The organism is Elusimicrobiota bacterium (assembly GCA_026388095.1).
In the GTDB taxonomy this organism is placed as follows: domain Bacteria; phylum Elusimicrobiota; class Elusimicrobia; order UBA1565; family UBA9628; genus UBA9628.
Genome location: JAPLKL010000078.1, coordinates 61,531 through 81,127, shown reverse-complemented (window position 1 = coordinate 81,127; position 19,597 = coordinate 61,531). Strand labels below are relative to the sequence as shown.

Sequence of the window (19,597 nt, the reverse complement as noted above, 5' to 3'; positions counted from 1 at the left end):
AGCTCGACGACATGGCTCAGCGCCTGGGCCAGAAGATGGACTGGAGCGATCCGACGCCGCCAGCCCACGTTGCGCTCCCGCGCCCGGGTCACGGGGTCCCACCAGGTGTAGTGCTCCCCCCCCCTTCCGACTTCGGGACCCCGAGGGGACCCGAGGCACCAGGCTGGGGCCAGCCCTGAGCCCATCCCCTATTTCCCATTCTATCCTGGGTCGAATGGCCAGCCTGCCTTGGGTCCTTCGCTTCTATGGGCCGACTTTTTCAAAATCGTATCATGGCGCTACCATGCGAACCATCCTCCGGTCCAGACCGCTGGCCGCTCTGCTGGCGGCTTGCCTGCTTCCATCCCCCGCGGGCGCGGGCGCCCTCGCCCTGAGGGCGGCCCCGGCCAAAGCCTCCCCCGGCATCCTCACGATCCCCGCCGGCGACCTCATCCACCCCGCGACCTTCGTTTCCAGTCTCGGATACCCGGCCGTCACGACCCGCTTCGGGCTGACCGCGGGCCTATCCGCCCCCGCAGCTCCGCGCATCCTAGGACCGGCCCTGCCCGCTCTGCCGACGGCCCCGGTCCTGGCCGCGCCCTCGGACTCGCCGCTTCCCGTAGCACCGGCCGCAGCCGTTGGTCCCCGGACGGCGCAGCAGCGCGTCTCGGACGTGGCGCGCGACATCGCCCCCGACCTCGCCCGCATCGCCGACGGCGCCCGACAGTCCCCATCCGCGGCGCGCGAATCCGCCGGCCGAGTCATGTCCCGGCTGCTCGCCGCCCCCGAGGACGCGGGCTCCGGCGACGCGGCGCCCGTCTTCTCCCGCCGCAGCGGGAACTGGCGTCAGGACTGGGCCCAGCTGCTCAAGGAGCGCTACCCGCAGTGGAGCCGCCTGCCTGGGTTCAGCGTGAACTGGTACCATCAGACCGAGGGGCCCTACATGCTCAAGGTCAAGGTCCTGCGCCGCGACCGCTTCGGCAACGCCGCCTTCCTCAACGGCCTGCGTCCCGACACCTACAAAGTCATCGACTTGCGCGTGGTCCCCGAAGGCAAGGATTTGCGGCTGCTGGCCTTCATCCAGAGCCGGGGCGATATGCTCTCCTTCGACACGCGCGCCAGCTACATGAAAGGCTCGATACAGTTCGTCCGCGGCGATTCCTGGCCGACCTTGGGAGTCTCGGAGGCCTCGCTCATGCGGCGCTGGCAGGAAGCGGCGGGGCTCTACTCGGTCCCGGAGGAGTTCCGCGCGCGGATCGCCCGCTCTGTCGCCGGCACCCCCTTCGACACGGACCGAGACGCCGCGCTCAGAGCGGCCAGCCCCGCGCTCAAACCCGCGCCGGACCGTCGGCCGCGATGGCGCCGGGACTGGGCGGGCTTCCTGCGCGAGAACCTGGCGGCTTGGCGGCGGATGCCGGAATTCAGCTCGAACTGGTATCATGAGATCGCGGGCCCCTATCCCCTGCACATGACGATCCTGTCCCGGGACCGGGACGGCGGGCCGGCCTTCCTCAACGGGATGAGCCCTCGGGCCTACCGGGTCATCGACCTCAAGATGAAGCAAGACGCGAAGGGCCTGCGGCTGCTGGCCGTGGTGCGGGACGGCTGGGGCCGGCTGCGGTTCCTGGACACCCGGCCGGAGTACCTCAAGGGCGCGATATCCTTCTCCCGAGGCTCCTGGCCGTCGCTAGCCGTCAGCGATGCCTATCGGATGCTCCAGTGGCAGAAGAAGGCCGGGCTCTACGAGGTCCCGAAGCGCTACCGGGACGCCATAGATCCCTATCCCTTCTAGATTCTGAGTCTTAAAAACAACCGCACTTCGGGCCCGCCGCCTCGCCTATCTCTTCCGTCGGGCGGGCCCCCTATGCGCCCGCTAGGTGGAACTTCACGTCCTCCGCGTGCCTCCAGCTCCGGATCACGTAATCGAAGAGCTCCCTGCCGAAGTCCGAAACCACCACAACCTTGCCGGGGTCCAGGGTGATGTTGTTCAGATATTGCAGGCGGAGCATGTCGCCGGCCGCGGTCTCAGGCATGATCCCAGAGAAGAAGAAGCCCAGCTTCTCCAGGTCGGCGCATTTTGAGGGAGTGCGGGGCTCCGAGAGGGGCAGGTCGATGTAGATGCAGTCGAACCTGGCCGTGCAGAACTCCCTCAGGTGTCCCCTGGCGAGGGCATCGAAATCCTCTCCATACTGGAGCACGGTGATGAGCACGATGCCGGCATCGGGAAGGGCCTTCACCTTCACGTAGGAGTGCTCCGGCGCCGTGGCTGCCGGGGAAGGCCCGCCCGGGGAGACACGGCGGCAGAAGCTCCCGTGCTCATGGATCTTCCGGATCATGGGAAGGTGGTGCTCAGGCAGGAAGACAGTCCGCTCGGGCTCCCGGTTAAGCCGGGTATAGAAAAGGAGCACCGTGGACCGCTCGGTCAGGGCGCCTGTGATCCGCTTGAATTCCGTTTCGCAGGGGATGTACCCGAGCATGAAGCCCGTTTCCCTCCCCCCCAGGGCGCTGTTGGCCTTCTGGGAATAAGGATGGGTGGTGACCGCCTCGCCGAAAAGGCCCCTGAGGCCCTTCTCCTTGACGTATGAAAAGCTCCGGGTCTTCATCTGCTCGAAGAGCCCGCGGCCCCGGAAGCGTGGATCCACCACACCCATGGCTATCTCTGCCACGGGAGAATCAGGAGCATCTCTCCGCAGCCCCTGGTGAGCCGCGATCTCACCCTCGGGCGTCACGGCCACCATGGAGATGAGGAGCCCCTCTGCGAGCATCTCCGCCACCTGCTCGGGGAAATAGACGAACTCCTGGTAGGTGTACCCATAGACCCGGTACATGAGCCTCGCCAGACCGGGGCCGTCGGCAGGTCCCATGAGACGGATTCCAAGGGGAGTATCCAAGGGCGCCATCGCTTCCTTCGCGCCCTTATCATCCCCCTCCTCGATGGAGACGTTCTCCACTGAAGGCTTGAAGAACTCCCGGGATATCTCGAGGCGCTGTCCCTTGCGGCCGCGGTTGACGAACTGTATCCCGTGGGCGAAATGCCTCAATATGGCCATTCCCAATCCCGACCGCTCGCCCTTTTCCACCTTGTCCCAGTCCATGGGCGCGCCTTCGTCTTCCACCGCCAAGACGAACCGGGAGGGCTCCTTCTCCATGGAGACCCGGTAGGTGGCATCGCTCCGTCCCGCGAGGGCATACTCCACCACGTTCAGGCAGGCCTCTTCAGTGATGAGCTCCATCTGGCGGGCCCCCTCTTCATCCATCCCCTCGCTTCGGAAGACCTCCCTTACGAAGGCCCGCAACGCGGGGATGAGCTTCTTGTCACCGGCCACGACAAGGCTGGCAAAGACTTCAGGAGTTTCTCCCATGGGGACCTGGCAACGGTATGATACCAAAACGACATCGACTGCCCGTTCGTTCGGTTTGTAGGAGGAACAACCGCACTTCGGCCCAACCGCCTCGCCTATCTCTTCCGCCGGGCCTCGCTCCTTCCGGCTTCGGGTACTCGCGGGTGCCCGAAGTCGCTATAATAACACACTGCGTGTCTGTCCAGTTATGCTATGTTTGCGTGATGAAAAAGATAATTTTCCTGATCCTTCCCATGCTCGCATTGAGCGGGCTCACCTCTTATGCTGTTGGAGCTGCCATGAAAAAGAAAGACGTTCTTCACCTTAGAACAAAAGCGTCAAATAATCTGCATCTCGCCTGCCAGGTACGAGAAGGCGAAGTCACGATCAAGATCAATGGCAGCAATGCCGGGTCCGGGAGCGCCGAGGGGAAGGCCTGGGTTCGTATTACTTCCGGGCTCGGTATTTACGGAGCGCTGCCCGGAGACAATATCTTGGAACTTTCACTTTCCAGTTCAAATCAACCGACAGAAGTGAAATGTGATTTCATTGAGAAAGTGGAACCCTCTGAAAACGAAGAGGAGACAATCCTCCACTCTTTCCAGCTGCATCCCAAGGATTTCATCGGGAAGAAATATGCGATTCCTTTCATTCTGGAATGCCACGGGTATTATGCGTCGCTCGAACCGCTAGTCGCAAAGGCGAAAGAGCTTGTCGTCAAAATGCAAAAAGACCCGGAAGCACAAGCGATGTATATGAAGACTCTCAGGAAAGCGATGGCTCGCGCCCAAGACGAGTCAGCGGCTAAAAAGCAAGTTGAGGATTTTCTTGGCTCAATGGGGAACTGATTTGGACCGCAAGAGAAGCAATGGGATTCCTATACACTCCTGATAGACCCGATGAAAGTTGAACGCTGGGATGCTTTAGACCCAATACAGTTGACGGCGGCGGATGTTCGCGCGGCATTTCTTTGGCGAAGGAAGAACGGCTCTCTGGTCAATCTGGCCCCCGAACTCTTCTTGCCCAGCGCCTATACCCTTCACATGCGGCGGTTTGACCTCTCGGATATTCTGACTCCGCTTGAGGCCCGGGACTTGAACGGCTTCCGTCTTGTGTGCAGCGGACGCTCGCCTGACTCCGGCCGGATTTCGGAAATCACGCGGGCCGAGGGGCGGGTCATTCAAAACCACGCGTTCGAAGGCGCCGACGACATCACATACCTCCTGGTGCATAAATTCCTGGATGCGATCAGCATTCGCTTCTCGAATTTGTGCCAATACCCGGGTTTCCTCGCGGAGAAGGAGAGACCACCCGTCGCGTACTCGACTCAGTTGGTGGAACGCCTGCTGATCGATTCGCTCGTCAGCCCGCGCAAGCCGCGCTTGGCGCCGCCTCTAATCCTGCCGTCCGAGGCCGATATCTTTTTGGCCCTGAGGGATGCTGTTGAGGATCGGCTCCCCTTCTCTCTGGAGAATGCCGCCGATACTTATTCCATAACATCGGCGGAGGGGCAATTCCGAATGAGGCGGAAGGGCGACAGAGGCGAAACGCTCGAAGACTTTTCCTTCCCCGAGCTTCCGAAGGTCGTGGCGCGCTTCGTACGGAGTTTATTCGGCTTCCAGGCGATGGAAAACGACGGCGACTGGACGTTTGATCCGACGTCGTTAACCAAACGGAATTTTTAGAGGAGCCGCAATTCAAACCAGAAGCGGCATGAGAGGGTCAGGCGCCGGGTGGGACGGTCCCTGCGCTGCGACCCGGGGCTGGGCTTCGAGAATTGGGGCCGCTAGCCCGGGCCTCAGCGGCAGGCCGAGGCTTTGTTCGCCGTGTAGGCGAAGTGGAACCAGGCTTCGACTTCGGCGGCCGCGGCCTGGGCCTGGGCCGAGCCGGGCGCGCGGCCCAGAGCGCGGTACTGCAGGTAGAGGGCATACTGTCCGGCCAGAGCGTCGTCGATCCCGCGTCCGGGGCCGTAGGACTTGGCGGAGTCGTCTATGAAGATCGCGTTGTTGGACGGGCAGTAGAGCGTGGCGATAGCGCGCGGGGTCGACTGGGTGCCGAACTCGGAGTAGTAGTAGGACTGGTAGTCCTCGAGGATGCCGCGGCTGGCGCGGTAGACGGCGGGCGGCTCGCCCGCAGGCACGCTGACGCCCAGGCGCTTGGCGACCGCGGCGAGCATGCAGGCCTGGTCCTGCTGCGGGACGAGCACCGACCCGGTCAGCTCTCCCAGCCAGTCCCCCTTGGCCCGCTGGGCGCGTTCCCGGGCCTGCCGCGCTTCGTACTCGGCCTGCTGACGGTACGCCTCCTGAAGGAGCGGCCCCGGGTCGACTCCGAAGAGTTCCTGGATGGATTGGGCCCGGCAGGGGACGGTCACGGCGAGGGCGAGCAGCAGGAGTGCGAGTCTTTTCATGGGCAAGAGGATATCAGAAAGCGCTCTCCCGCACATGAGCCGGCAGCCCCAGAAAGCCGGGGCCAAGCGTCCTAGGACCTTTAGAGGGGGCTGCGCCGGTTGACCCACTTATAGACCATTTTCCGCGCCCAGTGCTTGCAGGAGAGAAGACGCGGAACAAAACAGGGGGGTCCTCGTATGATATGTAGGGCCCGTCGTCGGCCGCAGTGGTCTTGCGGCCCAGGCCTTGACATTATTTAGCCTGATGCTACGACAAATATAAGCCTTCGATTATCATGTATAAAAGAAAATAACTTTTAGCTGACAGAGGGACGGAATCCTGCTTCCTGTGGGGGGCGCGTCAGACCGGCAAGAGCACCCTGCTTAAGGAGCTCTTCCCGGACTCACCGCGCTATGATCTTCTGCTTTCCGACGGATACGGCCGCCTGCGGACGCGCCCGTCGCTGCTGCGCGAGGAGCTCCTAGCCGAGCCCCCCGGAAGCAGGCCCGTCGTCATCGATGAGGTCCAGAAGATCCCGGAGCTGCTCGACGAAGTCCAATGGCTGATCGTCGGCGCCAACCTTCTGGGTGGTCGGGCGCTGCGCTTCGAGCTTTTCCCTCTGGTCTATCCGGAGATCCCGGATTTTGACCTGCTGCGCGCACTCAACAACGGTCTCCTCCCCCGCCACTACCAAGCCGCCAAGCCGCGGGGGCTCATGGAGGCTTATGTCGGGAATTACCTGAAAGAAGAGACCTCCGCGGAGGCCCTGACGCGCAACATCCCGGCCTTCAGCCGCTTCCTCGAGTCGTCGGCGTTCAGCAACGGCGAGACCGCCAACTATCAGAACATCGCCGCCGAGTGCGGCGTGAGCGCGCCGACCGTCAAGCAGTATTTCCAGATACTGGAAGACACTCTGATAGCACGTTTTGTCCCCTCGTTCCAGAAGCGTCCCAAGAGGCGTGTGATCCAAGCTCCCCGCTTCTATTTCTTCGACGTCGGGCTGGCGAACTTCCTGCTCAAGCGCGGGCAGATTTTGCCGCGCAGCGAGGCTTTCGGCAAGGCCTTCGAGCATCTCATCTACCAGGAACTGGCGGCCCATAGCCACTACTCCGGCCTTCACTATCCCATCTCCTATTGGCACACGGCCTCCCAACTCGAGGTGGACTTCATCCTCGGGGATCATCAAGTCGCCATCGAGGTCAAAGGGACGGAGCAGGCGGCGTCCCATCATTGCAAGGGACTCAAGGCGTTTGCCGAAGAATACAAAACCAAACATTCCATCATCGTATCCTTGGACGCAAAGCCCCGAGTTCTCAACGGGATCGCAATCCTGCCTTGGGGGACGTTCCTGAAGAGGCTTGGGGCGGGCGAGATCATCTAGCCAGTAGATGTCCCGCCGCCGCCCGCCTGGCCTCAGACGGCCAGCTCGATGCCCACCGGACAGTGGTCCGAGCCCGGCACCGAATCGAGGATGAAGGCGCGCTTGAGGCGCGGCCGCAGGTTCTCGGTCACGAAGAAATAGTCCAGCCGCCAGCCCACGTTGCGCTCCCGCGCCCGGGTCATGGGGTCCCACCAGGTGTAGTGCTCCCCCCCCGGCTCGAACTCCCGGAAGCTGTCCACGAAGCCGTGGGCCAGCAGCCTGTCTATCCAGGCCCGCTCCACGGGCAGGAAGCCCGAGACCGTGCTGTTCTCCTTGGGCCGCGCGATGTCGATCTCCCGATGCGCGGTGTTGACGTCCCCGCAGACGATGATGCGGTCCTCGCCCTGCGCGCGGCAGCGGTCCACGACCTGCAAGAACGCCTCGTAGAAGTCCAGCTTGAATCTCAGGCGCGTCTCGTCCTTCTGGCCGTTGGGGAAGTAGATGTTGAAGAGCACGAAGTCCTCGTAGACCGAGGTCAGGACCCGCCCCTCCCCGTCGAACTCGGGCATATCGAATCCCTTGCGCAGGTCCAGAGGGGTCTTCTTGTGGAAGGTGGCCACCCCGGAATAGCCCTTGCGCTCGCCCCAGTGCCAGACGGCTTGATAGCCCCTGGGCTCGGCCAGGTCCTCGGGCAACTGGTCCAGTTGGGCCTTGGTCTCCTGCAGGCACAGGATGTCGGGGGACTCGTTCTTGAGCCACCCCAGCAGTCCCTTCTTGTAGGCGGCGCGCACCCCGTTGACGTTCCAGGAGAGCAAGGTCAGACCCTTCTTGGCCACCAAGCTACCTCTTCTTGGGCTCCGGATAGACCGGCGTGCCGTGCTCCCGCGCGTAGTCCCGGAACAGCGCGATGACGCGCTTGGTCACGGGCCCGGCCTTGCCCCCGCCGATGACATGGCCGTCGATCCTGACCCCTCCCACCACCTCGGCCCCCGTGCCCGTGAGGAACACCTCGTCGGCGCGGCAGAGGTCGGAGACCGTGGTCTCGCGCTCGGCGACCTCGTGGCCCATATGCTCGGCCACCAGCTCCATGACCAGCCGGCGGGTGACGCCTTCCAGCAGGCCGGCCGAGACCGGCGGCGTGCTGACGCGCCCGTCCACGACGAAGAAGATGTTGTCGCCCGTGCACTCCGTCACCTGGCCCTCGGCGTTGAGCAGGATCGCCTCCTGGGCGCCGGCGCGCGTGGCCTCGGCCCGGGCCAGCACGTTGAGCAGATAGTTGAGGGACTTCACCGTGGCCGGGACCTGGTCGCGCCTTTTTTGCCGGTAGGACGAGGTGATCAGCGTCAGGCCCTTCTCATAGACCTCCGCGGGATAGAGCTCGATCTTGTCCGCGATGACGATCAGCGTCGAGCCCTGCCGGCACTTGCGCATATCCAGGCCGAGGTCGCCCACGCCCCGGGTCAGGAGCAGGCGGATGTAGGCGTCGCGCAGCTTGTTGGCGCGCACCGTCTCCACCACCGCGGCCCCGATGTCCGCCAGCGGCATGGGCAAGGCCAGGTAGATGGCGTCCGCCGACTCCTTGAGCCGCCGCAGGTGGTCCTCCAGGCGCAGGATGCGCCCGGCGTAGGCGCGGATGCCCTCGAAGACGCCGTCTCCGTAGAGCAGGCCGTGGTCGAAGACCGAGACCTTGGCCGCGGCCCGGCTGAAGTACTCGCCGTCGATGTAGATCTTCACGCGGGGGCGGCCCCCTCCGAGATGAGGCCGTCGCTCATGTGCACGATGCGGCTGGCCCAGCGGCAGGCCGCCTCGTTGTGGGTCACCATGACCACGGCCGTGCCGTGCTCGCGGGCCAGGTCCTTGAGGTCTTGGAACACCCGCTCCCCGTTCTTGCGGTCGAGGTTGCCGGTCGGCTCGTCGGCCAGGAGCAGGGCGGGGCGGTTGATCAGCGCCCGGCACAGGGCCGCGCGCTGGCGCTCCCCGCCCGAAGTCTGCACCGGGAAGCGGTCGCGCAGGGGCTCCAGGCCCAGTCCGCGCAGGAGGGCCAGGGCCCGGTCCCGCGCCTGGGCCAGGGACTCCGGGCTGCGGCCGCAGGCCATGGCCACGCGGGCGGGCATGAGCACGTTCTCCAGGATGGTGAACTCGGGCAGCAGCGAGTCGAACTGGAAGATGAAGCCCAGGGCCTCGTTGCGCAGCAGCGAGCGCTCCTCTTCCGGCATGGCCACGGTCGGCCGCCCCCCGAACAGGATCTCGCCCGTATCCGGCACGTCCATGAGCCCCAGCACGTTGAGCAAGGTGGACTTGCCGCAGCCGCTCGGGCCCAGCACGGCCACGTATTCGCCGGCCCCCACGGACAGGTCGAGCCCCTTGAGCACGCTCACCGCGGCCTCGCCCGAGCCGTAGGACTTGCGCAGGCCCTTGGCCTCCAGGGCGGGCTCAGCCATAGTGGATGGCCTCCACGGGATTGACCTTGGCCGCGCGGAAAGCGGGATAGACCGTGGCCAGCAGCGAGAGCAGCGCGCCCATGGCGATGACCGCGACCACGTCCCAGAGCTCGACGGCGACCGGCACGCGCGAGAGGTAGTAGATGTCGGAGGGCAGTTCCACGATGGGGAAGCGCCAGATGACGAAGCAGAGGATCAGCCCCAGGACCAGGCCCATGGCCACGCCCGCCCCGCCGATGATGGAGCCCTCGATCCAGAAGATGCGCCGGATCGATGGAGCCCTCGATCCAGAAGATGCGCCGGATCTGCCGGGGCGTGGCGCCCATGGCCTTCAAGAGCCCGATGTCCTTGGTCTTCTCCACGCTGCGCAGGATCAAGGTCGAGGCGATATTGAGCGAGGCGACCAAGGTGATCAGCGTCAGGATGATGAACATGACCCCTTTCTCGAGCTTGAGCGCGGCGAAGAGCGTGCGGTTCATGTCGTTGAAGGTGCGCACCAGGTACCCCGGCCCGAAGCGGGCGCGCAGGCGCTGGGCCACGGCCTGGGCGGAGTCGAGGTCGCGCAGGCGGGCGCTGAGCCCCGTGGCCCCGGCCTCCACCCCGAAGAACTTCGCGGCCGCGGCGAGGTCCGCGTAGCCGGTGGTGCTGTCGTACTCGTAGTAGCCCGTGTGCAGCAGGCCCTTGACCTCGAACTTCTGCATCTTGGGAATCATGCCGAAGGGCGTGGCCACGCTCTTGGGCGAGACCAGGACCACCTGCCCGCCCACCCAGACGCCCACGGCCCGGGCCAGCTCCTCGCCGAGCACGATGCCCGGCAGGCCCTTGCCCTGCGGCTTGAGGCCCTTCCAGGAGCCCTCGGTCACGGAGGCGGCGAGGCTGTTGACCTTGAACTCCTGCTCCGGGTCGAGCCCCTTCATCACGATGCCGATGGTGCGGTCGCCGACCGAGAGGATGGCCTGGCCCATGACGAACGGCGCGGTGGCGCTGACCTCCGGGTCGGAGCGCATGACCCGCGCGGCGCGGTCGAACTCCTCAGCCGTGCGCGCCCCGTAGACCATGAGGTGCGCCTGGGCGCCGATGACCTTCTTCTGGATGTCGGTCTGGAAGCCGTTCATGACCGAGAGCGTGGTGATGAGCGCGGCCACGCCCACCATGACGCCGGCCACGCCGATGGCCGTGGTGACCACGGCGAAGAGCCCCTTGCGCTCGGCCTTGAGGTAGCGCCAGGCGATGAACAGCTCGAAGCTCAAGGAGCCTCGGTCCGCTTGAGGGTGGGGAACAGGATGACGTCGCGGATGGAGGGCTGGCCGGTCAGGAGCATCACCAGACGGTCGATGCCCACGCCGATGCCGCCCATGGGCGGCATGCCGCACTCCATGGCCTCCACGAAGTCCTGGTCGAGGACGTCGGCCTCCTCGTCGCCCTCCTCGCGGCGCTGGCGGGCCTGCTCCTGGAGGCGCTCGGTCTGGTCCTGCGGATCGTTGAGCTCGGTGTAGGCGTTGGCGTATTCCTGCCCCCCGGCGAAGCACTCGAAGCGCTCGACCAGGCCCTGGGAGCCGGGCTTGAGCTTGGCCAGGGGCGTGATGGCCGTGGGATGGTCGAAGACGAAGGTGAGTTGGTCCAGCAGGGGCATGATCTTGGCGTCGAAGACGCGCTCGAAGACCTTGGCGCCCGGGGTCTTCTCGCCGGCGGGCACGCCCAGCTTGGCGGCCAGGGCCAGCAGGGCGGGCCGGTCGAAGCCCTTGCCCTTGAGGACCTCCTCGATCGGGGCTCCGCAGCGGTCCTTCCAGAGCTCGGGCAGGTAGAAGCGCCGGAAGGGAGGCTTGAGCGAGATCTTATGCTCGCCGTAGGAGACCTCGGAGATCTTCAGGGCCTCGGCGCACTCGGCCACCAAGGACTCGAAGAGCTCGGCCATCCCGTTGTAGTCGGTGTAGGCCTGGTAGGCCTCCATCATGGTGAACTCGGGGTTGTGCCGGGTGTCGATGCCCTCGTTGCGGAAGATGCGGCCGATCTCGTAGACCCGCTCGAAGCCTCCGACGATGAGGCGCTTGAGGTAGAGCTCGGTGGCGATGCGCATCACCAGGTCGGCGTCCAGGGCGTTGTGATGGGTATGGAAGGGCCGCGCCGAGGCGCCGCCCGCCTGGGGCAGGAGGATGGGCGTCTCCACCTCCAGGAAGCCCCTGCGGTCCATGGTCCGGCGGATCGTGCTCACGATGACGGAGCGCTGGCGGAACTTCTCCCGCACGTCGGGGTTGGCGATGAGGTCGAGGTGGCGGTGCCGGTAGCGGAGCTCCACGTCCTTGAGGCCGTGCCATTTCTCCGGCATGGGCCGCAGGGCCTTGGCCAGCAGGACGAGCGCGGCCACGGCCACGGTGGTCTCCCCGGTCCGGGTCTTGAACACGCCGCCGGAGACCGCGATGAAGTCCCCGACCTGGAGGTCCTTCTTGGCCAGCAGGAACTCGGGCTCGGACAGGGCGTCCTTCTTGAAGTAGACCTGGCAGCGGCCCGCGGAGTCGGCCAGGTGCGCGAAGATGGACTTGCCCATGTCCCGCAGCTGCAGGACGCGCCCGGCGCAGGACACGCTCTCGCTGGCGCGGTCGGAGCCGGAGAGGGGCTCGCCCAGGCGCAGGACGTCGGCCGTGGAATGGGTCTTGCTGCTGCGCGGGGGATAGGGGTCGACGCCCCGGGCGCGCAGCTCCGCCACCTTGGCGCGCTTGGCGGAGAGGATGTCTTCGAGGGAACCGCCCTCTTCGGGCGTGGTCGCGGGCGTGGTCATAGGGGTCACTTCTTGCGCGCGAGGATCCCGGCGATGAGGTCGCGCAGCATCTTGGGGTCGAAGGGCTTCTGCACGTAGGCCGCCACGTTGGGCGAGCTCTGGAAGAGGTCGCGCATCTTCTGGCCCTTGGCGGTCAGGACGATGACGGGCAGGTCCTTGGCCCCCGGGAAGTCCTGCAGTCGGCTGTTGAGAGTGAAGCCGTCCATGACCGGCATCATGATATCGAGGATCATCAGGTCCGGGAGCTTGACCGCGGGGTCCACGGGCTCCAGGCCGAGGGCCTGCAGGGCGTCCTGGCCGTTGGTGGCCGCGGCCACGGCGTGGCCCTCCCTCTCCAGGAGGAAGCGCAGCAAGGTGACGATCTCGGGCTCGTCGTCTACGACGAGGATGTTGCCCACGGGCTACTTCTTCTTGGCGAGGGCCGCGTTGATGCGCTCGCGCAGGCTCTTGGGGTCGAAGGGCTTCTCCATGCAGCAGGCCACGTTCGCGGTGCCCTGGAAGACGTCGCACATCTCGCCCTTGGCGGTCAGGATGATGAGGGGGACGGCCTTGGTGCGTTCGGCGCCGGCCAGGCGCGCGCTGAGCGTGAGGCCGTCGAGCACGGGCATCATCAGGTCGACGACGACCAGGTCCGGGACGGGGGACGCCGGGTCGGCGGGCTCGACGCCCAGCTTGGCCAGGGCGTCGGCGCCGTCGTAGGCCGTGGTGACGAGGTGCCCGTCGCGCTCGAGCAGGAATTTGAGCAAGGTCACGACGTCGCGCTCGTCGTCGACGATCATGATGCGGGCCACGGCAGGATTCTAACAGTTTGCCCCAGGGGCGTCAAACAAGATCGGGCCTGAGTTAGAACGCGCCGAGGCCGGCTAGGGCCGGATGGCCCGCAAGGTCAGGAGCCAGCGGGTCTCGCGCTCCAGGTCCGCCAAGGACTCGTAGCCCATGTCCCGCTGGGGCTTGCCCGCCAAGATGAAGCTCAGGCCGCGGTTGCGCCCCGCCTCGGGCCATAGCCCGGCCAGCCGGCGGGCCAGGAGGCGGAAATTGCTCAAAGTATCGTAGGTCTTCTCCTCCTTGAGGCAGGAGTAGTCGAAGTCATCGGAGAGCACGCGCAGGCGGCGGGACGGAGCTGTGAGGATGAGGTCCAGGACGCCCTGGAGCTCGGAAGTGACGACGATCTTGTCCTCCTCTTTCCTCAGCCGGGACGTCCGGATGGGCAGTCCCGTGGCCATGAGCAGGCCCACTTGCAGGGCCTTGTCCGTGAAGCCGATGTCCTTCTGGACCTTGATGGTCTGAGTCACGCTGCGTTTGATGACGGTGGCGCAGAGGAGGATAGGGCTCACGACCGGGAGGCGCTCGCCTGCCGCGGTGCAGAAAGCCGGCTTTTCCTCCCCCAGCTCGCCCTTGACCACGGGGGCCGGCGGAGCCGGGTCCTCCAAGAGATTGCGCGGCAAGGCGAGCGCCGCGAAGCCGGCCGCGGTCAGGGCCGCGGCCTCGTCCTTGGCCGCTGATTCATCCTGTCCCTCCCCCAGGATGCCCCAGCAGGAGCGGGCCGCGGGAACGGCGTCCAGGGTCGGGCAGCCCCGGTGGCGCGCCAGGGCCTCGGCCAGGGCATGGGGATCGAGCTGCTCCGGCTTGCGCAGGAGGACCACGTATCGGATCGCTTCGTCAGCCATGGGGGGTCCGCAGCCTCAATCATACAATACCAGATGACTTTGACAAAGCTTTGATATCCCTGGGCGAACGTCCGGCGTCCTGACGGCCCCGGCCGATCCGGCCCTTGGAGGACCCCTCCCTGATGTCGCATAATTGCCGGGATGAGGGCTCCGCTCTACCTGACGTTCAACGTCTGCCTCGCGGCGCTGGCCGGCGGCGGGATCATCGCCCTCATCCAGCGCGACACCGCCGCCCAAGCCGCCCAGCGCGAGGCGCTCGACCGAGGGCTCGACGCCCTCCTCGCCTCCTGGACCGCGGGCGACACCCCGCCCGCCGGACGCGTGCTGCGCATACTCGTCACCGGCGAGCCCGAGCCGACCTGGTTCGACCCCCCGGAGCGCCGGCCCCTTTGGTGGCCGCTGCTCTCCGCGCTCCAGCGCGGCGGCCGCCAGGCCGAGCACGACCGGCGGCGCGGCGAGCTCTTCGGCCAGTCGCGCCTGGTCTGCGACTGGCACGAGCAAGGCCTGGCCTGGGCCTCGGAGCGGCGCCGGCGCCAGCGGGCCCTGGCCGTCCAGCTCGCCAAGGCCCGCGAGGCGCAGGCCCGCGTCGTGCTCGTCGTTGACGGCCGCCAGGCCGCGGCGGCCTGGGCCGCCATCCAGGAGGCCGGCGCCGGCGCCCCGGAGGACGCCGTGGTGGACAAGTTCATCGCCTTCGGCGCCGCGGCTCCCGGCCCGGCGCGCACGCCTTTGGTCAAGGAGCGGCTGCTCATCTGGCGCTCCGAGGGCAGCATGATAGAGCCCGCCGGCAACCAGATGGAGTTCATGGACCAGTACGGCCGCGTGGCGCGCCAGCCGCTCAAGGGCGACGCGTTCAAACAGGCCGGCGCCATCGCCCTGCTGCGCGACCTCATCGCGTCGGACGATGAGCTCGGCGGAGCCTTGGTCGGAGTCGGACAACTGCCCGGGTCTTTCCGAGCCCCGCCGCCCGCGCCGGGGCCGGAGCCTTCCGAGCTGTTCGCGCTGCCGCGCGCGCTTGAGCCCGAGCCCAAGCCCGTCCCCGCGTTCCAGCCGCAAGCCCGGCCGGAGCCCGCGCCGCAGGCCGCCCCGGCGGCGCAGCCGGCGGAGCGGCCGGCCGGCCTCCAGCTCTCGAGCCACGGCCCCACGGCCGAGGAGAGGGCCGTTTACGAGAAGGAGATGAAATGCGCGGCCTGCTGTCAGAGCGCGGGCGGGGCGTGGCGCAACGCGACCTATGCCGGCGACAAGCTGGGCACGGTCGCAGAGCGCCAGCCCTATTGGGGCTGCTGCGGCGGCGCGGACTGGCCCGGCAACTGGGCCTCGGACCCGGCCTGCGGCGCTTTCGGCAACTTCGGCTGTGGCGAGCCCTACTCCTGCGGCGGCATCTGCGGGGGCTTCCGCTGCGTCCGCTAATTGAATAGAATCCCTCCATGTCCATCGAACAGACCCTCATCCTCATCAAGCCGGACGGGCTCCACCGCAAGCTGACCGGCCTCACCATAGACCGCCTCGACGCGGCCGGCCTGGCGATGGTCGCGGCCAAGATGGTCAGCGTCTCCACGGAACTGGCCGAGAAGCACTACGCCGAGCACCTGGGCAAGCCCTTCTACCCCAACCTCATAAAGTACATCCGCGGCGAGTTCCACGGCCTGGCCGACCACCGCGTCCTGGCGCTGGTCTACCGCGGCGAGGGATGCATCGCCAAGGTCCGCGAGGTCGCCGGCGCCACCAACCCCGAGGCCGCGGCGCCCGGCACCATCCGCGGCTCCTTCGGGCGCGTGACCACCGCGGGGCAGTTCGAGAACGTCCTGCACGCCTCGGCCAATCCCGCCGACGCGGCGCGTGAGGTCGCCCTCTGGTTCAAGGACGGAGAGATCCTGCCATGAGGCGCCTGCTCCTCGCGGCCCTGCTGGGAGCCGCCGCCTCGGCCGGGGCCGCGGCCCCGGCCAAACCCCTGGTCTTCCCCGGGCTGCTCGTAGACGTCACCACCAGGGACGGCTGGAAGCTCAAGGCCAAGTACAACCCGCCCCAGGAAGGCCGCATGAGCTTCCTGCTGCTGCACGGCACGGGAGGCCGCAAGGAAGACTGGTACCGGGTCGGCCGGCCGCTGCTCAAGCGCGGCTACGGCTACCTCGCCGTCGACCTGCGCGGCCACGGCGACAGCCGCGTCGGCCCCGACGGCAAGCCCGCCGCGTGGCTCAAGTTCATCGTGGACAAGGATTTCAACGGCGTCAAGAAATACAACGAGTACCTCAACATGGTGGCGGACGTGGAGGCCGGCGTCGCCTATCTCGCCGGCCAAGGCGTGCCCGAGGACCGGATCGGCCTCATCGGCGCGGACGTGGGCAGCAGCCTGGCCCTGCGCTACGCCGCCCTGCATCCCAAGGTCCCCATGGTCGCCATGCTCTCGCCGCGCATGCAGTATCAGAGCGTCACCGCCGTCAACGCCCTGCGCGCCTACAAGGACCGCCCCCTGCTCATGATGTATTCCGAGGCGGATAAGAGCACGGCCAGCGGCATCCCGATCCTGCAGTCCTTCGCCAGGATGTCCGTCGGGGAGCGCAAGCTGACCATGGTCCTGGCGCCCACCGAGCACGGCACCAAGATGCTGCGCGGCCCGATGATCGGCCAGCTCTTCGACTGGATCGGCAGCCCCGTCAAACCCGAAGTCGCGGCTTCCAGCGCCGCCGCCGCCGGGGTGCAGTCCTCCACGGACACGTTCGATGAGGAGGAAGGCGCCGAGCCGCCCGCGCCGGCCCCGGACGCTCCGCCCGCCTCCGAATAACATGCCCCATTTCTCCCCGCGCGTCTACGCCCGGCTGCCCACGGAGCGGCCCAATCCGCGCACGCGGCACATCGACCGCCGCAGCGCCCTGGGCATAGCCCAAGCCATCAACCGGGAAGACGCGCTCGTAGCCGCCGCCGTCAGCCGCCAGAGCCGCGCCATCGCGCGCGGGATGGAGATGCTCGCCGGCTGCCTGCGCCGCCGAGGCACGGTGGTCTTCATCGGCGCCGGCACCAGCGGCCGCCTGGCCGTTTTGGAAGCCGCCGAGTGCCCCCCGACCTACGGCACGACCTCGCGCGAGATCCGGGCCGTGATGGCCGGCGGCAAGAGCTCGGTCTTCCGCTCCAAGGAAGGGGCCGAGGACGACCCCCGAGCCGGAGCCAAGGCCGTCTCCAGGCTGGGCAAGGACGACGCGGTGGTGGGCATCGCCGCCTCCGGGGTCACGCCCTTCGTGCGGGCCGCTTTGAAGGCGGCCCGGCGGCAAGGCTGCGGCACCATCCTCGTCACATCCAACGGCAGGCCGCCGGGCAATCCCGCGGAGCTCACTATCGCGCCCGACGTGGGCCCCGAGGTGGTGGCCGGTTCGACGCGCATGAAGTCCGGCACCGCGGCCAAGCTGGTCTTGAACACCTTGACCACCGGGACCATGATCCTGCTGGGCAAGGTCTACGACCGCTGGATGGTGGACTTGAGGCCCACCTCCCACAAGCTCAAGCTGCGCGGAGAACGCATCATCGCGGAGCTGAGCAAGACCACCCCCGCCCGGGCCCGGGGCCTGTTCAGATCGTCGGGCTGGAGCGTGAAGACCGCGGTGGTCATGGCCCGCAAAGAGCTGACCGCGCCGCAGGCCCGCAAGCTTTTGGCCTGCTGCGACGGTTCTTTGCGCAAGGCTTTGGAGCTGTAAGTGTTCGGCAAGGTCCAGGTCGAATCAGTCGGCAGCCTCGTGCTCAAGGACAACCCCCTGGGCGACCCGCGCCTGCGCCAGGTCCCGGTGTACATGCCGCCTTCCTACGCCAAGGTCCGCGGCCGCCGCTATCCGGTCATCTACTGCCTGGCGGGCTTCACGGGCACGGGCCGGACCATGACCAATTTCCATCCTTGGCGGGAGAACCTGCCGGAGCGCTTCGACCGCCTCATCGCCGAGGGCAAAGCCAAGGAATGCGTGCTGATCATGCCGGACTGCTTCACCGCCTTTGGCGGCAGCCAGTACCTGGATTCTTCGGCCACCGGGCGCTACGAGACGCACATCATCTCGGAGCTCATCGGCTTCTTCGAGGACAAGATGACCATCAGCTCCAAGCCCGAGGGCCGGGCCGTGGTCGGAAAATCCTCGGGCGGCTTCGGGGCCTTGACGCTGGCCATGCGGCATCCGGACGTGTTCGGGCATGTCGCCAGCCACAGCGGGGACATGCTCTTCGAGGCCTGCTACGGGCCGGACATCCTCAGAGCCGTCACGGCCCTGGGCCGCTACGGCGGGTCCATGGAGCGCTTCCTCAAGGAGTTCCGCGCCGCGCGCGACAAGGACGGCTTCGACCACGCCTTGGTCAACCTGGCGGGCATGTCCGCCTGCTACTCGCCCAACCCGAAGAGCAAGACCGGGTTCGACCTGCCTTGCGACCCCCGGACCGCCGAGGTCATCCCAGAGGTGTGGGCGCGCTGGAAGGCGCTCGATCCGGTGGCGGCCGCCGCCAAGTCCCGCGCCAACCTCAAGAAGCTCAAGACGCTCTTCTTCGACGCGGGCACGCGCGACGAGTTCCACCTGCACCTGGGCGCGCGCAAGTTCTCCCAAGTCCTCAAGGGCCTCGGCGTGAAGCACACCTACGAGGAGCACGGCCTCGGCCACTTCGACCTGGCCGCGCGCTGGGACGTGTCCTTGGCTCTTCTGTCGAAACGGCTCTCCGCGGACCGGGTACTTTAGCCCAGCACAGCCTAGGCCAAGAGAAGCGCTCAGCCTGGGTCCCCGGGCCCCCGCCAAAAAACGAAGCGCCTGGCATACTATTTCACCATGCTCCGCATCGGGCGTATCGCATTGGCCCTGTCCTGCCTTCCGCTCGCGGCGGCCAGCGCCTATCCCCAGGCCTTGGAACAGCTGCGGCGCATGGCGCCCAGCGCCGGGCTCCTGGAAGTCCCCGCGGTCTCGGGCTCGCCGGCCGTCTTGGCGTCCCGCGCCTCGGTCGAGAACCTGGGAACCGCGGAGGTCTCCCGGCAACCTCAAGCGAGCGTGAACCTCGCGGAGATCCGCGACCAGTACTGGAAGACCACGGACGGCTTCGGCAGGGACGGCGAGCGGATCTATCTGAGCGCGCATTTCGATTTGGAGGGGAACGCCTACGTCTCAGTGCTCCCCGCGGCCTGGGCGTCCCCGTACTTCTACAAACTGGAGCGCGGCATGGACGGCTATTGGGAGTACCACGGCGCCCGCTACCATATCCTCCTGGACGTGAGCATCTGGCGCGCCCGCACCAACAACATCATCGAGATCTACCGGGAAGGCGGCAACGAGCCCGTGTTCACCAGCCGGATCGTGGAGCTCCTGGCCAAGGGGTTCGCGACCGGCAAGACAGTCCGCATCGGGAGGAAGGACTACCGGCTGTTCTACTCCTGCAGCGTCGACGGCTCCAAGAGCCCGGCCGAGGCCGACCCCCGGCGCCTGGCCGTTTTCCTGGCCGAGGACGTGGGCGAGCCAGGCAAGCACGACTTCAACAACTACATCTTCCCGGTCGCCGACATTTCCAAGACGAGCATCTCCCGCTACGCCCTCTCCAACGGACAGACGGTCGGCCTGAAGCTGTCCGCGGACGGCGAGACCCTGCAGCTCTACGAGCTGGCGGATTAGAGCCGAGCCCCATCGGCTCGTCCTTTTTATC

The 19,597-nt window shown here is 66.7% G+C and carries 21 protein-coding genes and 1 pseudogene; 11 read left to right on the top strand and 11 right to left on the bottom strand.

What is annotated here, in order from left to right:
- Nucleotides 1–283 precede the first annotated feature (283 nt).
- Nucleotides 284–1,771 (top strand): hypothetical protein, encoded by a 1,488-nt coding sequence (locus tag NTY77_20030; protein ID MCX5797785.1) that lies wholly within the window; start codon nt 284–286, stop codon nt 1,769–1,771.
- A 70-nt stretch (nt 1,772–1,841) separates the two neighbouring features.
- Here the strand turns inward: NTY77_20030 and NTY77_20025 are convergent, their stop codons facing one another.
- On the bottom strand, nt 1,842–3,341 hold the full coding sequence (locus tag NTY77_20025) for an ATP-binding protein (protein MCX5797784.1): 1,500 nt from the start codon (nt 3,339–3,341) through the stop codon (nt 1,842–1,844).
- Between the two features lie 278 nt (nt 3,342–3,619).
- On the opposite strand from NTY77_20025, the gene NTY77_20020 reads away from it, so the two are divergent.
- Together NTY77_20020 and NTY77_20015 are read left to right on the top strand one after the other, a co-directional pair.
- A complete protein-coding gene (locus tag NTY77_20020) occupies nt 3,620–4,168 on the top strand; it encodes a hypothetical protein (protein MCX5797783.1) in 549 nt (182 codons plus the stop codon).
- 51 nt (nt 4,169–4,219) lie between these two features.
- Nucleotides 4,220–5,005, top strand: a complete 786-nt coding sequence (locus tag NTY77_20015; protein ID MCX5797782.1) for a hypothetical protein — start codon at nt 4,220–4,222, stop codon at nt 5,003–5,005.
- A gap of 113 nt (nt 5,006–5,118) precedes the next feature.
- Here NTY77_20015 and NTY77_20010 read toward each other — a convergent pair whose 3' ends face one another.
- Complete coding sequence (locus NTY77_20010; protein MCX5797781.1) at nt 5,119–5,727, bottom strand: hypothetical protein; 609 nt, start codon at nt 5,725–5,727, stop codon at nt 5,119–5,121.
- Between the two features lie 359 nt (nt 5,728–6,086).
- Here NTY77_20010 and NTY77_20005 point away from each other — a divergent pair.
- A pseudogene (locus NTY77_20005) lies at nt 6,087–6,212 on the top strand (AAA family ATPase).
- On the opposite strand, the gene NTY77_20000 reads toward NTY77_20005, so the two are convergent.
- Nucleotides 6,189–6,395 (bottom strand): hypothetical protein, encoded by a 207-nt coding sequence (locus NTY77_20000; GenBank protein ID MCX5797780.1) that lies wholly within the window; start codon nt 6,393–6,395, stop codon nt 6,189–6,191. The pseudogene NTY77_20005 and the gene NTY77_20000 sit on opposite strands and share 24 nt — an antisense overlap.
- 27 nt (nt 6,396–6,422) lie before the next feature.
- On the opposite strand from NTY77_20000, the gene NTY77_19995 reads away from it, so the two are divergent.
- A complete protein-coding gene (locus NTY77_19995) occupies nt 6,423–7,088 on the top strand; it encodes a DUF4143 domain-containing protein (protein ID MCX5797779.1) in 666 nt (221 codons plus the stop codon).
- Between the two features lie 32 nt (nt 7,089–7,120).
- On the opposite strand, the gene NTY77_19990 is transcribed toward NTY77_19995, so the two are convergent.
- The 8 genes from NTY77_19990 to NTY77_19955 form a co-directional block, all read right to left on the bottom strand.
- Complete coding sequence (locus NTY77_19990) at nt 7,121–7,906, bottom strand: exodeoxyribonuclease III (GenBank protein MCX5797778.1); 786 nt, start codon at nt 7,904–7,906, stop codon at nt 7,121–7,123.
- A gap of 1 nt (nt 7,907) precedes the next feature.
- Complete coding sequence (gene ilvE, locus NTY77_19985) at nt 7,908–8,801, bottom strand: branched-chain-amino-acid transaminase (GenBank protein ID MCX5797777.1); 894 nt, start codon at nt 8,799–8,801, stop codon at nt 7,908–7,910.
- Nucleotides 8,798–9,508, bottom strand: coding sequence for an ABC transporter ATP-binding protein (locus tag NTY77_19980; protein MCX5797776.1), 711 nt, complete (start codon nt 9,506–9,508; stop codon nt 8,798–8,800). The genes ilvE and NTY77_19980 overlap by 4 nt, the downstream gene beginning before the upstream one ends.
- Nucleotides 9,442–10,758, bottom strand: coding sequence for an ABC transporter permease (locus tag NTY77_19975; GenBank protein ID MCX5797775.1), 1,317 nt, complete (start codon nt 10,756–10,758; stop codon nt 9,442–9,444). Before NTY77_19975 ends, NTY77_19980 begins: the two co-directional genes overlap by 67 nt.
- Entirely contained in the window at nt 10,755–12,284 is a 1,530-nt protein-coding gene (gene lysS, locus NTY77_19970) for a lysine--tRNA ligase (protein ID MCX5797774.1), read from the bottom strand. Before lysS ends, NTY77_19975 begins: the two co-directional genes overlap by 4 nt.
- A 5-nt stretch (nt 12,285–12,289) precedes the next feature.
- Nucleotides 12,290–12,682, bottom strand: a complete 393-nt coding sequence (locus tag NTY77_19965) for a response regulator (GenBank protein ID MCX5797773.1) — start codon at nt 12,680–12,682, stop codon at nt 12,290–12,292.
- 3 nt (nt 12,683–12,685) lie between these two features.
- Nucleotides 12,686–13,075, bottom strand: coding sequence for a response regulator (locus tag NTY77_19960; protein MCX5797772.1), 390 nt, complete (start codon nt 13,073–13,075; stop codon nt 12,686–12,688).
- Nucleotides 13,076–13,147: 72 nt separating this feature from the next.
- Nucleotides 13,148–13,951, bottom strand: a complete 804-nt coding sequence (locus NTY77_19955; protein ID MCX5797771.1) for a hypothetical protein — start codon at nt 13,949–13,951, stop codon at nt 13,148–13,150.
- A gap of 141 nt (nt 13,952–14,092) precedes the next feature.
- On the opposite strand from NTY77_19955, the gene NTY77_19950 reads away from it, so the two are divergent.
- The 6 genes from NTY77_19950 (at nt 14,093) to NTY77_19925 (ending at nt 19,566) form a co-directional block, all read left to right on the top strand.
- On the top strand, nt 14,093–15,358 hold the full coding sequence (locus NTY77_19950; GenBank protein MCX5797770.1) for a hypothetical protein: 1,266 nt from the start codon (nt 14,093–14,095) through the stop codon (nt 15,356–15,358).
- Between the two features lie 17 nt (nt 15,359–15,375).
- Nucleotides 15,376–15,831 (top strand): nucleoside-diphosphate kinase, encoded by a 456-nt coding sequence (locus NTY77_19945; protein ID MCX5797769.1) that lies wholly within the window; start codon nt 15,376–15,378, stop codon nt 15,829–15,831.
- A complete protein-coding gene (locus NTY77_19940) occupies nt 15,828–16,730 on the top strand; it encodes an alpha/beta fold hydrolase (GenBank protein MCX5797768.1) in 903 nt (300 codons plus the stop codon). Before NTY77_19945 ends, NTY77_19940 begins: the two co-directional genes overlap by 4 nt.
- Before the next feature lies 1 nt (nt 16,731).
- On the top strand, nt 16,732–17,634 hold the full coding sequence (locus NTY77_19935) for an N-acetylmuramic acid 6-phosphate etherase (GenBank protein ID MCX5797767.1): 903 nt from the start codon (nt 16,732–16,734) through the stop codon (nt 17,632–17,634).
- The gene (locus NTY77_19930; protein MCX5797766.1) at nt 17,635–18,648 is read left to right on the top strand and encodes an alpha/beta hydrolase; all 1,014 of its coding nucleotides are present in this window, start codon (nt 17,635–17,637) and stop codon (nt 18,646–18,648) included. It begins immediately after the preceding gene.
- Nucleotides 18,649–18,735: 87 nt separating this feature from the next.
- Nucleotides 18,736–19,566, top strand: a complete 831-nt coding sequence (locus tag NTY77_19925) for a hypothetical protein (GenBank protein MCX5797765.1) — start codon at nt 18,736–18,738, stop codon at nt 19,564–19,566.
- The last annotated feature ends 31 nt before the right edge of the window (nt 19,567–19,597 follow it).